Origin of the sequence: Paraburkholderia sp. BL27I4N3 (assembly GCF_003386115.1) — a bacterium.
Classification (GTDB): Bacteria; Pseudomonadota; Gammaproteobacteria; order Burkholderiales; family Burkholderiaceae; genus Paraburkholderia.
On the sequence record NZ_QREJ01000001.1, the window covers coordinates 2,095,059 to 2,109,764 of the forward strand.

The window sequence follows — 14,706 nt, forward strand, 5'->3', positions numbered from 1 at the left end:
GCATTGCAGGTGAAGAGGCCAGTAAAAAGCGGCGCCTGATTGCGCCGCTTCGTACCGCGAGAGAGCTTTAAACTTCGGTCGGCAACCCGTACGGCAACGGCAGAAACCGCAGCGCCGGGCCGTCCGCCGCGCCCAGATGCACCGAGCCGTTTTCCATCGCGGCGAGCTTGATCTCGACCAGCACATCGACGCCGCCGTCCGGCGCCCACGCCGCGTTCACGACCATGCCGCACGGCTGGCCCGGGTCGTCCGAATGAAACAGTTCCGCGCCGGCGCGCACCGTGTCGAGTTCGCCTGGCACGTTAGCGAGCGAGGTGCGCCGCTTGATCGTGCCGCGATACTGGCTGCGCGCCACGACTTCCTGACCGGGATAGCAGCCTTTGCGGAAATTCACCGCGCCGAGCACGTCGAAATTGACCATCTGCGGCACGAATTGCTCGACCACCGGCTGCGTGATGCGCGGCTCGCCCGCGCGAATGTCGAGCCAGTCCCACACGGCGGGCGAGACGCGTTTGAGTTTTTCGTCGAGCAAGGGCAGCAGCGACTCGACCTGTGCCTTCGGGCCGATCCACAGAAAACGCAGGTGATCGAGCGCATCCGGCACGCGAATCAGCGAGCCCGCCGCGCCGTCCACTTTCACATGCACGCCGTCCGGCAGCGCGTCGAACACGCCCGAGAGCGCCTTGCGCACGTCGCCGGCAAGACCGATCACGGCCAGTTCGCCGCTCGCATCCACAAGTCTGGCTTTGGCGCGCAGCACGAACATGGAAAGCCGCTTCTGCACGGCAGCCTGCACGTCTTTCGACGCCAGCAGTCGGATCGTATCGCCGCTGCGCCACGTCAGGAACGATGCGAGCAGACGCCCCTTGGCCGAGCAGTAGCCGGCTAGGCGCGCGTTGGCGGCGTCGAGATGCTGGGTGTCGTTGGTCAACTGGCCATGCAGGAAGCTCGCCGCGTCGTCGCCGGTGGCGTCGATCACGCCGAACTGCGTGAGCGGCATGTACGCGCCGTGGTGGATGACCGCGGCGAATTCATCGGCGGAAGGGCGCGGCAGCGTGGGCAGAACGAAGGGCGTGGCGGCAGCGGCCGTGACGGCGTTGCCAGAGGAAGTGCCTGAAGCGGTAGCGAGCGGTGTGTTCATGGATTCAGAGAACAGTCAATTCTGACTTTAGCTAAGGCAAACAAGTATTATATGCAGTCCAATCCTGCCACGTTCCGCATGTCCCTTCTGAAGAAATGTTTCGTCGCCGGCGCAATCGTCGTTGTGCTGGCCGCAGCCGCCCTTGCCGGTGGGTATCACTGGGCCAACAGCCCGCTCGATCTGAACCCCGCGCAACTCGATGTCACCGTCAAGCCGCATAGCAGCTTGCGCAGCGTTACGCTGCAGCTCAATCGCGGCGGCGTGCCGGTCGAGCCCGAACTGTTCGTCATCATGACGCGGCTGCTGGGATTGCAAAGTGAGCTGAAATCGGGCAACTACGAATTCAAGACGGGCGTGACGCCGTACGAGGTGCTGCAGAAAATCGCTCGCGGCGACGTCAACGAATACGTGGCGACCATCATCGAAGGCTGGACCTTCAAGCGCATGCGCGCCGAGCTGGACGCCAATCCGGCGCTCAAGCACGACACGATCGGCATGAGCGACACGGATCTGATGAACGCGATCAACGCGCCGGAAGCGTCGATCGGCAATGGGGAAGGGCTGTTTTTCCCGGATACGTATCTGTTCGACAAGAACACCAGCGATCTCGACGTATACCGCCGCGCCTATCGCCTGATGCGTCTGCGTCTGGATGAGGCATGGACCACGCGCGCGCCGAACCTGCCGTACAAGACGCCGTACGACGCGCTGACCATGGCGTCGATCATCGAAAAGGAAACCGGCAAGAAATCCGACCGGCCGATGGTCGCCGCGGTCTTCGCGAACCGTCTGCGCGTGGGCATGCCGCTGCAAACCGACCCGACCGTGATTTACGGCATGGGCGACAGCTACGCCGGCCATATCAGGAAAAAAGACCTGCAGACCGACACTCCCTACAATACCTATACCCGGATGGGCCTGCCGCCGACGCCCATTTCGCTGCCCGGCGTGGCGTCGCTGCAAGCGGCGTTGAATCCGGCGCAAACCACCGCGCTCTATTTCGTGTCGCGCGGCGACGGCAGCAGTATCTTTTCCGACACCCTCGGCGATCACAACAAGGCCGTGGACAAATACATTCGAGGGCAATGATGGCGCGGGGCAAATTCATTACGTTTGAGGGCATTGACGGGGCGGGCAAGACCACCCATCTCGGCTGGTTTCGGGAGCGCCTCGAACAGAAGGTCGCAAGCGCCGGCCGCTCGGTCGTGATGACGCGCGAACCGGGCGGCACGCCGCTCGGCGAGCAGATCCGCGAGATCGTGCTGCATCAGAAGATGGACCTCGAAACCGAGGCGCTGCTGATGTTCGCGCTGCGCCGCCAGCATCTGGCCGAGGTAATCGAGCCCGCGCTCGCGCGCGGCGACTGGGTGCTGTCGGACCGTTTCACCGACGCGACTTTCGCCTATCAGGGCGGCGGCCGTGGTCTGCCGCGCGACAAGCTGGAAACGCTGGAGCGGTGGGTGCAGGGCGGTTTTCAACCGGATCTGACGGTGCTGTTCGACCTTGCGCCTGAGGTTGCCAACGAACGGCGCAGCGCCGTGCGCGATCCGGATCGCTTCGAGAGCGAGTCGGTGGCGTTTTTCAACCGCACGCGCGCCGAATATCTGCGCCGCGCCGAAGAAGCGCCATATCGGTTCGTTATCATTGACTCCGCGCAGAGCATTGTGCAGATTCAGAGAAAGCTTGATGAGTTGATTGCAGTGCTTTGATTTAAAAAGAATATAGCCCTGCCTTATAACACCATGCAGAGTTCACGTTGCACCTCAAAAAACCTCTGCAATAGTTTGATTAGAAAGAGAAACGATGATTTATCCGTGGCAAGCCGATGACTGGAACCGCCTGCAGCAGCTGCGCGGCCACTGGCCGCACGCCCTGTTGCTGCATGGACAGGCCGGCATCGGCAAGCTGCGCTTTGCGCAGCACCTCGCGCAAGGTCTGCTGTGCGAGGCGCAACAGCCGAACGGGGAGCCGTGCGGCGCATGCGTGGCCTGCAACTGGTTCGCGCAGGGCAATCATCCGGACTACCGGATCGTCGTGCCCGAGGCGCTCGCCGCCGAAGCCGGCCTGAACAACGCCGCGGACGAAAAAGCCGATAAGGCCGACGCCGACGAAGGCAAGAAGACCCGCGCGCCGAGTAAGGAAATCAAGATCGAGCAGGTTCGCGGCCTGCTCGACTTCGTCGGCGTGGGTTCGCATCGCGGCGGCGCGCGTGTGGTCGTGCTGTATCCGGCGGAAGGGCTGAACATTGCCGCGGCCAACGCGCTCCTGAAGACGCTCGAAGAACCGCCGGCGGGCGTCGTGTTCCTGATGGTGTCGGCGCGCATCGACCGCCTGCTGCCCACCATCATCAGCCGCTGCCGCCAATGGCCGATGACCCTGCCCGCGCCCGAGGTGGCGACGAAATGGCTCGCCGCGCAAGGCGTGGCCGAAGCGCCCGCGCTGCTCGCCGAAGCCGGCGGCGCGCCGCTCACCGCGCTCGCGCTCGCCAGCGACGAGAACCGCACGCTGCGCGACTGGACGCTCAGGCAACTCGCCGCCGGCCCCGACTGCGATGCCTTCGCGTGCGGCGAGGCGTTGCAGAAGCTGCCCGTGCCGCTGGTGCTAGGCTGGCTGCAACGCTGGATGTACGATCTGCTGGCGCAGCGCACGGCGGGTGCGCCACGTTATTTTCCCCAGGCGTCGGCGGCGCTGACGCGTTGCGCGTCGCAGGCCGACGCCAGCGCGTTCGCGCGCTTCATGCGCATCGTGACGCGCCAGCGCGCCGTCGAGAACCATCCGCTGAATGCGCGGCTGGTGTTCGAGGAACTGTTTATCGGTTATCGCGAGTTGTTCGCCTAAGACCTGTCCGCGAGGTGCGCCGGTAGCGGCGGGCGCGCTTTGCAGCGCTTTACCGCACCAGGCCGACGACGCCGGTCCAACTTTCTTCCCGTATTGGCCTTCCCTCCAAGTTCAACGCACCATGAGCCTTTCCTACCGCGATGCCACGCTCGACGATCTGCCCGCGATCGTCGCCATCTACAACTCGACTGTGCCGTCGCGGCAGGTCACGGCGGATCTCGAGCCGGTCAGCGTCGAAAGCCGGTTGGGCTGGTTTCATGCGCACGGTCCGCAAAAGCGGCCGCTGTGGGTAGTGGAAGACGCGCAACAACCCGGCCGCGTGATCGCGTGGCTGAGCTTTTCGGATTTCTACGGCCGTCCCGCTTATCAACGCACCGCCGAAGTCAGCATCTATCTCGACGAAAGCGCGCGTGGCCGCGGCCTCGGCAAGCAATTGCTGGCGGCATCGCTGGCGGCGGCGCCGGCGCTCGGCATCGACTCCGTGCTCGGCTTTATCTTCGGCCACAATGAGGCGAGCCTGCGCCTGTTCCGCAGCTTCGGTTTCGACACGTGGGGCTCGTTGCCGCGCGTGGCCGTGCTGGACGGCGTGGAGCGCGATCTGGTGATTCTCGGCAAACGCCTGGACTCCGCCGCAGCCGCCGCCTGATTTACTTCGAGCACTTCTTAAGCAGGACATCACCATGTTTGTCGACTCGCACTGCCATATCAACTTCGAAGGACTCGCCGACCGCCTGCCGCAGGTGCTCGAAAATATGCGCAGCCATTCGGTCACGCATGCGCTGTGCGTTTCCGTCGATCTGGAAACGCTGCCGTCGGTGCTGGATATCGCCAACCGGTACGAGAACGTGTACGCGTCGGTCGGCGTGCATCCGGATCACGAGGACATGCGCGAGCCGAGCCTCGCCGAACTGGTCGAACTGGCCGCGCATCCGAAGGTGGTCGCGATCGGCGAGACGGGGCTCGACTATTACCGGCTGGAAGGCCGCTCGATCGCCGACATGGAATGGCAACGCGAGCGCTTTCGCACGCATATCCGCGCGGCGCATGCTACCGGCAAGCCGCTGATCATCCATACGCGCTCGTCGTCGGAAGACACGCTGCGCATCATGGCCGAGGAGCGCGCGGGCGAGCCGGGCGGCGTGATGCATTGCTTTACGGAGCCGTGGACCGTCGCCGAACAGGCGCTGGCGCAGAATTTTTACATCTCGCTGTCGGGCATCGTCACGTTCAAGAGCGCGACCGACGTGCAGGACGTCGCGCGGCGCGTGCCGCTGGAGCGTTTGCTGATCGAGACCGACTCGCCGTACCTCGCGCCGGTGCCGTATCGCGGCAAGCCAAATGAACCTGCGTACGTGAGTTATGTCGGACGGTTCATCGCGCAGCAACGCGAGATGCCGGAAACGGCGCTGGCCGCCGCGACCACGCAGAACTTCTTTCGCCTTTTCAAGATCCCCGCGCCGGCTGGCGCGTGATATGTAAAGTCGATCATTATCAAAAGGATAGGGACGTTTCCTAAAGTTAAATATGAGAGAAATTTCGATGTCGATTGCAGAGAATCAGGACGTTTCAGCGGCGCATGGGGCGCTGGCATCGGCGCGGCGTGGCGCCTCGCGCGTCGCATTCGCGGCCGCGCTGGCCTGTGCCGCGCTGACTTCGTTGGTGGTGTCGCCCGCTCAGGCTGCGCCGATCGATTCGCTGATCAAGTCGGTCAAGTTCGACGATGTCGACGGCGTCAACAAGCTGCTCGCCAAGGGCATGGACCCGAACAGCGTGGATAACCAAGGCATGCCGCTGCTGGTGCTGGCCGCGCGCGAGAAATCGGACAAGGTCGGCGCCGCGCTGGTCGCCAATCCGAAAACGAACATCGAGATTCAGGACAAAGCCGGCGAGAACGCGATGATGATGGCCGCGCTGAACGGCGACCTCGACTTCGTCAACCTGCTGATCGCAAAAGACGCCGAGGTGAACAAGAAGGGCTGGGCACCGCTGCATTACGCGGCGGCGAACGGGCACGACGATATCGTCAAGGTGCTGCTCGACCATTCGGCCTACGTCGACGCCGGCTCGCCGAACGGCACGACGCCGCTGATGATGGCCGCGCGCGGCGGCCACGTGTCGACGGTGAAGTTGCTGCTCGACAACGGCGCGGATCTGACGGTGAAGAACCAGATCGGCCTGACGGCGCTCGATTTTGCCAAGACGTACAAGGAGCCGGACGTGGTCGAAGGGCTGACCGCGCGCCTGCAGCAGATGCAACAGAAGTGATGAGCGCGGCGGTGCGGGTCGGCGGTTGACGGGCAGAGAGGGTGTGCCGGCCGCTTCAGCGTCTGGCGCGGGTCAGGCGGGTCCGCTGGCTGCTCGGGCGCGGCTGGGAGAGCACCACCCTTACAACCGCCAAAGCGCAAAAATACCGGCGCAGCGGCCGCCGCTACGCATTGCAGTAAAAAGTGCCTGAAGATAGCGCGGGCGCACACGCTTGCGCTTCGCAAAACAGTGCAGAATGACGACTTTGGCGCGCCGCCTGGGCGTGCCGTTCGGACGCGGCGAAAGACCGCCTGATAAACGACCCTGGAAAGGAACACCATGCTGCGGGCTTTGATTTTCGCCAGCGCGCTCGCCGTACCGCTATCGGCAGCCGCGTTTACGGGAGGCGACCTCAACAAGCTGTGCACCAAGACGGATGTGGCATCGCGTAGCGCGTGCGCCGCTTATATCGAAGGCGCCGCTGACGGCATCTTCAATACCATCGACGCGATCGGCGGCACGACGGGTCCGCGTGTCGGCCAGTACTTCTGCTTGCCGCAGGACGCGCGCTCGGCGCAGTTGACCGACGCGGTGCGCAAGTATATTGCCGAGAATCCGAACGTCGCGGGCTACAACGCCAGCACGGCGATCTCGCTGGGACTCGGCAAGGCGTTTCCCTGCAAGAGCGGTAGTTGATTGTGAACTGAATCACGGCTGACATGCCTCGCGCGCCCCGTGGCGGGCGCGTCGGGCGTTCAGCCTGCGGGCGTGTTTCCGGTTTCAGCGGCCGGAATTCCGCTTGGGGCTTCTTCGAAGGCCGCTTGAAAACGGTCTGAACCGTGGCCGTCGGTTTGCAGAAACGGCGGGTTTCCGGCACCTTTCCGCGCTCGCGCAGACGAACGACCTAAGATGTCTACAGGCAGTCCGCGACGGCGCGCAGTCGGTCGCCTCGCGCCTGCTTCAACGCCGGACGCTTCGCCGACGGCGCCGTCGGCCTTCTTGCTCGTCACGCAACACCGAAGCCGTGTTCGAGGCTCGCGGGTCATGCGCCCGTTCCGCGCGGGTTCTGTTCCCCACCCAAGCCAGGAGGAAAATCCCTTTCATGCCAACTCTCGACGACCTCAGCCGCATGGCCGAAGCGCCGCTGCATACGTGGGTCGGCGCGTTGCTCGTCTCCGTCATCGCGATAGTGCTGGCCGTGGGCATCCATCGGATCGGCGCGCGCATCGTGACGCGGCTCGCGCGGCCTTATCCGCTGACGAGCGTCGTGCTGCGCTACATCGACAAGCCTTCGCTGTTCGTGCTCGTGATCCTCGCGCTGGAGGCCGTATGGTGGGAAGCGCCTGACACGCTGACCTTCATCACGCCGCTGCGCGACGCCGTCGCGATTACGCTGATCGGCGGATTGACGTGGTTGTCCGTGCGCTCGGCGGCGGCGATCGGCGAGGCGATCATTCAGGCCCATCCGCTCGACACCGCCGATAACCTGCAGGCGCGCCGCATTCATACGCAGGCGCGCGTGCTGGCCCGTTCGGTGATGTTCGTGATCGTGATCATCGGCGTGGGCGGCGCGTTGATGACGTTTCCGAGCGTCCGGCAGATCGGCGCGAGCCTGCTGGCGTCCGCGGGCGTGGCGGGCTTGGTCGCCGGTATTGCGGCGCGGCCGGTGCTCGGCAATCTGATCGCCGGCTTGCAGATCGCGCTATCGCAGCCGATCCGTCTCGACGACGTCGTCGTGATCCAGGGCGAGTGGGGGCGTATCGAGGAAATCACCGGCACGTATGTGTCGGTGCGTCTGTGGGACCAGCGGCGGCTGATCGTGCCGCTGCAATGGTTTATCGAAAACCCGTTTTCCAACTGGACCCGCAGCAGTTCGCAGATCATCGGCACGGTGTTTCTGTACGTCGATTACCGCATGCCGCTCGCGCCGTTGCGCGAGGAACTGGCGCGCATCGTCGAGGACGCGCCCGAATGGGACCGCCGCGTGCAGGTGTTGCAGGTCACGGACGGCACCGAGCGCTCCATGCAATTGCGCGCGCTCGTCAGTTCGCTCGACTCCGGCCTGAACTGGGATTTGCGTTGCCGGGTGCGCGAGGGTCTGCTCGACTTCATTCAACAGCACTACCCGCAGTACCTGCCGCGGGCGCGCGCGGAAGTGTCGGCGGAACTCGAAACCGGCAACGGCGCACCACTCGACTGGGTGCCGCGCGGCACGCAGACGCCGGCCGGCAGCACCGCCGCGCATACCGAGGCCGATCCGGTGGCAAGCCGCGCGGGACGGCCGTCGGCGGTCGGCGTGCCGGGGCCGGTGAAGGAAAAAGTTTGACGGCGGGAAGCGGCATATCTTGAGGTCGCGGTGCCGATAGATGCAACTGATCGGGCACCAAAACAGTCGAACCGTCCACTCACTCACGAATCCGGCGCGGCGCCGCGTGCTTCATGTGGTTGGGGTTCTCGACGCGCAACCGGGCGCGAGACACTTCGAGCACCTGCGAAGGCACGGAGCGCGCCGCGCGAACCAAGGAGGACATGCAATATGGGCCGACTCATCGTCGTGTCGAATCGCGTCGCAACGCCGACGGAAACCAGGGGCTCGGCCGGCGGCCTCGCCGTCGGCGTATTCGGCGCGCTGAAGGATGCCGGAGGCGTGTGGTTCGGCTGGAGCGGCGACGTGGTCAGCGAGACCGTCGCCAACGCGGGCCCGACGCTGGAGCAGGACGGCGCGGTGACCTTCGCGACCGTCGGTCTGACGCGCAAGGACTACGACCAGTACTATCGAGGCTTCTCGAACGCAACGCTGTGGCCGGTATTCCACTACCGCAACGACCTCGCGCGCTACGAGCGCGAGGAGTACGCGGGCTACCGGCGCGTCAACGCGTGGCTCGCGCACAAGCTGATCAAGCTGCTTGAACCCGACGACGTGATCTGGATTCACGACTACCATCTGATCCCGTTCGCCGAGGCGCTGCGCAACGAGGGCGTCACGAATCGCATCGGCTTCTTCCTGCACATTCCGTTTCCCGCACCGCAGATCCTGCTCAACATTCCGCCGCATGAAGAGCTGGTGAAGTCGCTGTCGTGCTACGACCTGCTGGGCTTCCAGACCGCCACCGACGAACTCGCCTTCAAGGATTACGTTACGCGCCACGCGCGCGGCACGGTGGGCGCGGACGGCGTGGTCGAAGCATTCGGCCGCAAGCTGCGCACGGGCGTGTACCGGATCGGCGTGTTCCCGGACGAAATCGCCGAGCAGGCGAAGCGCTACGAAAGCCGTCAGCACGTGCTCGATCTGAAGCAGAGCCTGGAGGGGCGCAAGCTGATCATGAGCGTCGACCGGCTCGATTACTCGAAGGGTCTCGTCGAGCGCTTCCGCGCGTTCGAGCATCTGCTGGAGCGCTCGCCGGAATGGCGTGGCAACGTCACGCTGGTGCAGATCGCGCCGCCGACCCGCTCGGACGTCGCCACCTATCAGAAGATTCGCCAGGATCTGGAGTACGAGGCAGGGCGCATCAATGGCCGCTACTCGGGGCTCGACTACACGCCGATCCGCTATTTGAACCAGCAGTACGACCGCTGGAAGCTGATGTCGCTGTTCCGCGAATCGCAGATCGGTTTCGTCACGCCGCTGCACGACGGCATGAATCTGGTGGCGAAGGAATACGTCGCCGCGCAGAATCCCGACGACCCCGGCGTGCTGGTGCTGTCGATTTTCGCGGGCGCGGCGGCGGAGCTGACCGGCGCGCTGCTGGTCAATCCGCATGATGCGATCGGCATGTGCGAAGCGCTGCAGCGCGCGTTGCAGATGCCGCTCGACGCGCGTCAGCGGCGTCACGAGATCAACATGGAGGCACTGCGCAAGAACGATCTCGGCGTGTGGCGCGACACCTTCCTGCGCGATCTGCGCAGCGTGCCGGCGCGGAAGCCGGGCAACGGCGGCGGCCATAAGTAATGGGGCATGTCGACCAATGTTTGTCCGGCTTCGGGAACGGCGGCGTGAGCGCGTGGTCAGGTGCGGCAGGGTTGAGGGACGCGCGCGCCTGCGCGACTGAATGTCGGGCCGGCGCATGCTGACCACTCTGGCAATTGCGGGCTATCGCTCGTTGCGCGAGTTGATCGTGCCGCTCGGTAGGCTGAACGTGATCACAGGTGCAAACGGCAGCGGCAAGTCGAGCGTGTACCGCTCGCTGCGGCTGCTGTCCGAAGCGGCGCGCGGCGGGTTGATTACTTCGCTCGCGCGCGAGGGCGGCTTGCCGTCGACGCTATGGGCCGGTCCTGAGCGCTTTTCGCGGGCCGTGCTGGCGGGCGAGTTCGCGGTTGAACCGCTGCGCCGCAAGGAGCCGGTCAGCCTGCGGCTCGGGTTTTCCGGCTCTCAATTCGGCTATGCGATCGATCTCGGTCTGCCGCTCGTCAATCGCGCCGCGCGCTTTCCGCTCGATCCGACCATCAAACGCGAATGCATCTGGAGCGGGCCCGTGCTGCGGCCGTCGGCCTTGCTGGTCGATCGTCACGGCCCGGCGCTGCGCACACGCGACGAGCAGGGCGACTGGCAGACCGTTCCACAACCGGCCGCCAGCTTCGACAGCATGATGACGGAGTTCTCCGACCCGCGCACCGCGCCGGAGATGATCACGGTGCGCGAACAGATCCGCTCGTGGCGCTTCTACGACCACTTCCGCACCGACGCCGATGCGCCCGCGCGTCTGCCGCAGATCGGCACGCACACGCCCGTGCTCGCGAACGACGGCGCAGATCTCGCCGCCGCCTTGCAGACCATCCGCGAGATCGGCGACCCGGTCGCGCTGGACGCCGCCATCGACGACGCCTTCCCCGGTTCGCGCCTCGAGGTTGCGACCCAGGACGGCCGCTTCGAAGTGACGATGCAACAGCACGGCCTGCTGCGGCCGCTGAAAGGCGCGGAGTTGTCCGACGGCACCTTGCGTTATCTGCTGCTGGTCGCGGCCTTGCTGACGCCGCGTCCGCCCGAATTGCTGGTGCTGAACGAACCGGAGACGAGCCTGCATCCGGACCTGCTGCCGGCGCTCGCGCGCCTGATCGCGCGAGCTGCCGCGCATTCGCAGGTGCTGGTGGTGTCGCACGCCGCGCGTTTGATCGCAGCGCTCGAACGCGAAGAGACGAGTCAGTCGATCGTGCTGGAGAAGCAGTTCGGCGCAACTCGCATTACCGATGCAGACGATCGCGATCTGCCGGCTTGGAAATGGCCCGCGCGCTAAGCACGAGACGCCGTGTGCGCGCCGAGCCGGATGTAAGCTGAATGTAACAGCGCCGAGGAAATGCAAGACAAGGGGCTTTTTGTTGTGCCGTAGTGAATAATGCTTCGATGCCGGTGGTGCACGCGGCCGGCTCGGGCCGTTGCATTGATCGGAGGTATCGGCGCTGTCATACTCAGCGCCGCTGGCGCGCACCGCCTCGAGGCGCAAGCCGTCAGCTTACGGAGACAATATATGAAGATTGCGCAGATCGCCCCTTTGACCGAATCGGTGCCGCCGAAGCTGTATGGCGGCACGGAGCGCGTCGTGTCGTACATCACCGAAGCGCTGGTCGATCTTGGACATGACGTGACGTTGTTCGCGAGCGGCGACTCCGTTACGAGTGCGAAGCTCGAAGCCGTCTGGCCGCGCGCGCTGCGCCTCGATCCCGGCATTCGCGACCGCGTGGCGCCCCATATGCTGTTGATGGAACTGGTGCGCCGCCAGGCCGAGGATTTCGACGTTCTGCATTTTCACCTCGACTACTACTCGTTCTCGGTCTTCAAGCGCCAGGACACGCCGTTTGTCACCACCATGCACGGCCGCCTCGATTTGCCCGAGCAGCAGCCGGTGTTCGACACGTTCAACACCGCGCCGGTGATCTCGATTTCGAATTCGCAGCGGCATCCGCTACCGCAGGCCAAGTGGCTGACCACCGTCTATCACGGCTTGCCTGAGCAGCTCTACACGCCGCAGCCAGTCGAGCAGAAGTACCTCGCGTTTCTCGGCCGGATCTCGCCGGAAAAACGTGTCGATACCGCGATCCGGATTGCGGGCCGTTGCGGCCTGCCGATTCGCATCGCCGCGAAAGTGGATGCCGCCGATCGCGAATACTTCGAGCGCGACATCCGGCCGTTGCTGGACTTGCCCCACGTGGAGTTTATCGGCGAGATCGCGGATCACCAGAAGGCCGAATTCCTGTCCGGCGCGCACGCGCTGCTGTTTCCGATCGACTGGCCGGAGCCGTTCGGCCTCGTGATGATCGAATCGATGGCATGCGGCACGCCGGTGATCGCGTTCAATCGCGGCTCGGTGCCGGAAGTGTTGGAAGACGGCGTGACGGGTTATATCGTCGAAGACGAAATCGGCGCGGTGGCGGCGGTCAATCGCCTGCACAAGATGCCGCGCGCGGGCGTGCGGCAGCGCTTCGAAGAGCGCTTCACCTCGCGCCGCATGGCGCAAGAATATGTGGATGCTTACCAGATGGTGATTCGTGCGCAGAAGCGTTCGCGCTTTAAGGTGATCGATACGTCGGGAAGCTGAGCGGAAGCGATCCGGCTCGCCCGGCAGGGTGAAAAAAGAGCGGCGATGCGGGATGCGCATCGCCGTTTTTCGTTGGCGCACGACTTAAGACGATCGGGGCGTTGCAACAGGCGCCGGCGGTCATCATGGACGCGGCCCGCGTGCAGTCCACAAAAGCTCGCCGGCGCGGCGCATGCCACGTTGCTGAGGTTGCAAAGGCAGGCTGCGCAGGATTGCGTCTGATACGGCCACCGCTGCTCACGGAACCCGGCGGATCAGACGCACACCCCGCAGACTGGCCAACGGCTCGCGCGTCGGTTAGATCTTCAGACGCGAAACCTTGGTGCCTTGCAGCGATACATCGGCCATCAGACCGGCGTTGGTCAGCACGATCACTTCGACCGGCGCGGTGGCCGTGGTGGTGTCGATCGCGCCGTTGGCGCCCATCTTGATCAGCGCGACGGACGCGTCGCCGCCCGCCGACCAGCCATCGGCATTGCGGAATTTGTCCAGCGCATCCTGCGTCATGAACAGGAAGATGATCGCCTTCGACTGCGCGCCTGCCTGCAGGCCGAACGAACCGGAAATCGTGCTGTAGTAACCGACCGTGCCGCCGCCTACGCGCAGCGAACCTTCGCCATACTGTCCGCCGACCACGAAGCCCACCTGCAACACCGAAGGGAACACCAGAACGCCACGCGCCTTCGAGACCAGTTCGTGCGAACCCTTCACGGTCGTGTAGAGCCGCGACATGGTGCCGTCGACGCTAGCGTCGATCGACTGGCGTTTGGCTGAGTCGGTGGCGGGGGTATCGGGATTGCCTTTATTGGTCGTACAACCAGCGAGTGCAAGGCCTCCGAAAGCGAGCGCAGCGGTAGTCTTCAGCATGAAGTTTCGTCTTTGCATCGTTTTTCTCCGTCATGGTTCCGGGGCGCAACCTTATCTGTTTAGCCAGGTTGCTTTTGAGTTATATCACACGCAAGCCCAAAAGGCGCACTTCCTCGTCAGGCCAAAAGCCTTGTGCAGCGGGGCTTTCGGGCAAATCGTAAGACACCATGCCGTAATTTTGACCGGCGGCGCATGGCGCTTTGAAGCTGCGCATAGCGCGCGTTGAACGGGTTCGCGTGAATCGCGCCGGGTTTCGCTAAAGCCAATAGGAGCGGAACGGCCACCGCTTCGACCATTCGTTTTTACCGATTTTGCGCCGTGCGAACCCGCTTTGAAACGGAATTGAAAGTGTTGTCGTGACGCCGCACATCGCCCTGCATTCGGCCTTCCGATCCCGGCGCGCTCAACCGTGGTTCGCCGGACTCTTGACCGCCGGCGGACGCCGCAGCGCGCGGCGCACCATGCCGATCAGCACGCCGAGCAGAAACAGCGTCACGGCCGGCACGATCCAGTAGCCGACGAAGGCGTGCCAGAGATAGGCCATCAGCGTGGAGCGGCGCACGCTGTATTCATTGCGGGCGTCCTGCTGACGCGGCGCGTTGGCGGCCAGCACATCGGCCGGACAGCCCGCGGCTTGCGCTTCGTCGGGCTTGCCATGACAGCGCGCGGGGGCGCCGGCGGCACGCTGCGCGGCGGTGAAATTCCAGCTGGTCAGCGCACGGTCGAGGTCGACGGCGTTGTACGCCATTTCCTCCCGGATCTCGCTCACCGCCACGATCGCCACGGGCACCGCCCAGAATATGATGACGACCAGCCACCGCCTCAACCAGCGGTTTTTATGCTTCGATACCATCCTTGCCTCCGATGGATGCTCTGCAGCACCAACGACAAGATGGCGGCCCGTCTAATGTTGTATGGGGGTGGGCCGTCTCCGCAGCCATCATAGAAGAAAAATGGCGGGTTCGGGCGGGTGGACTGCGCGGGAAGGGGCGGGACGCGCTAAGCGAGCGCTGGACAACAGCATCGCTGTGTTCGAGCGGAGTACGCTCAGGCGCCGCGCTTGACGCGCGACGCCGGTTCGCCATG

At 64.5% G+C, this 14,706-nt stretch carries 14 protein-coding genes; 11 read left to right on the forward strand and 3 right to left on the reverse strand.

What is annotated here, in order from left to right:
• Window positions 1-67 precede the first annotated feature (67 nt).
• Complete coding sequence (locus tag B0G71_RS09675) at window positions 68-1,141, reverse strand: folate-binding protein YgfZ (protein ID WP_116141277.1); 1,074 nt, start codon at window positions 1,139-1,141, stop codon at window positions 68-70.
• A 78-nt stretch (window positions 1,142-1,219) separates the two neighbouring features.
• Here B0G71_RS09675 and mltG point away from each other — a divergent pair, with 78 nt between their 5' ends.
• The 11 genes from mltG to B0G71_RS09730 all read left to right on the forward strand — a co-directional run bounded on the left by mltG (window position 1,220) and on the right by B0G71_RS09730 (window position 12,753).
• A complete protein-coding gene (gene mltG, locus B0G71_RS09680; protein ID WP_116148446.1) occupies window positions 1,220-2,230 on the forward strand; it encodes an endolytic transglycosylase MltG in 1,011 nt (336 codons plus the stop codon).
• Window positions 2,230-2,850, forward strand: coding sequence for a dTMP kinase (gene tmk / locus B0G71_RS09685; RefSeq protein WP_116116923.1), 621 nt, complete (start codon window positions 2,230-2,232; stop codon window positions 2,848-2,850). The genes mltG and tmk overlap by 1 nt, the downstream gene beginning before the upstream one ends.
• A 94-nt stretch (window positions 2,851-2,944) precedes the next feature.
• On the forward strand, window positions 2,945-3,979 hold the full coding sequence (locus B0G71_RS09690; protein WP_116141278.1) for a DNA polymerase III subunit delta': 1,035 nt from the start codon (window positions 2,945-2,947) through the stop codon (window positions 3,977-3,979).
• A 121-nt stretch (window positions 3,980-4,100) separates the two neighbouring features.
• On the forward strand, window positions 4,101-4,625 hold the full coding sequence (locus B0G71_RS09695; RefSeq protein WP_106281128.1) for a GNAT family N-acetyltransferase: 525 nt from the start codon (window positions 4,101-4,103) through the stop codon (window positions 4,623-4,625).
• A 34-nt stretch (window positions 4,626-4,659) separates the two neighbouring features.
• Window positions 4,660-5,451 carry a TatD family hydrolase gene (locus tag B0G71_RS09700; RefSeq protein ID WP_116141280.1) on the forward strand — a complete coding sequence of 264 codons (792 nt, stop codon included), beginning with the start codon at window positions 4,660-4,662 and terminating at the stop codon, window positions 5,449-5,451.
• A 67-nt stretch (window positions 5,452-5,518) separates the two neighbouring features.
• Entirely contained in the window at window positions 5,519-6,244 is a 726-nt protein-coding gene (locus tag B0G71_RS09705; RefSeq protein ID WP_404935328.1) for an ankyrin repeat domain-containing protein, read from the forward strand.
• A 318-nt stretch (window positions 6,245-6,562) separates the two neighbouring features.
• The gene (locus tag B0G71_RS09710; protein WP_012432952.1) at window positions 6,563-6,919 is read left to right on the forward strand and encodes a Rap1a/Tai family immunity protein; all 357 of its coding nucleotides are present in this window, start codon (window positions 6,563-6,565) and stop codon (window positions 6,917-6,919) included.
• Between the two features lie 406 nt (window positions 6,920-7,325).
• Window positions 7,326-8,549, forward strand: a complete 1,224-nt coding sequence (locus B0G71_RS09715) for a mechanosensitive ion channel family protein (RefSeq protein WP_116141284.1) — start codon at window positions 7,326-7,328, stop codon at window positions 8,547-8,549.
• Between the two features lie 210 nt (window positions 8,550-8,759).
• Entirely contained in the window at window positions 8,760-10,172 is a 1,413-nt protein-coding gene (otsA, locus tag B0G71_RS09720; protein ID WP_116141286.1) for an alpha,alpha-trehalose-phosphate synthase (UDP-forming), read from the forward strand.
• Window positions 10,173-10,287: 115 nt separating this feature from the next.
• On the forward strand, window positions 10,288-11,454 hold the full coding sequence (locus tag B0G71_RS09725; RefSeq protein WP_116148448.1) for an AAA family ATPase: 1,167 nt from the start codon (window positions 10,288-10,290) through the stop codon (window positions 11,452-11,454).
• Between the two features lie 231 nt (window positions 11,455-11,685).
• Window positions 11,686-12,753: a glycosyltransferase family 4 protein gene (locus B0G71_RS09730; RefSeq protein WP_116141287.1), complete on the forward strand. Its 1,068-nt coding sequence runs from the start codon at window positions 11,686-11,688 to the stop codon at window positions 12,751-12,753.
• 297 nt (window positions 12,754-13,050) lie between these two features.
• Here the strand turns inward: B0G71_RS09730 and B0G71_RS09735 are convergent, their stop codons facing one another.
• Both B0G71_RS09735 and B0G71_RS09740 read right to left on the reverse strand, forming a co-directional pair.
• Complete coding sequence (locus B0G71_RS09735; protein WP_116141289.1) at window positions 13,051-13,638, reverse strand: YSC84-related protein; 588 nt, start codon at window positions 13,636-13,638, stop codon at window positions 13,051-13,053.
• A gap of 385 nt (window positions 13,639-14,023) precedes the next feature.
• A complete protein-coding gene (locus B0G71_RS09740) occupies window positions 14,024-14,473 on the reverse strand; it encodes a hypothetical protein (RefSeq protein ID WP_116141291.1) in 450 nt (149 codons plus the stop codon).
• Window positions 14,474-14,706: the final 233 nt, after the last annotated feature.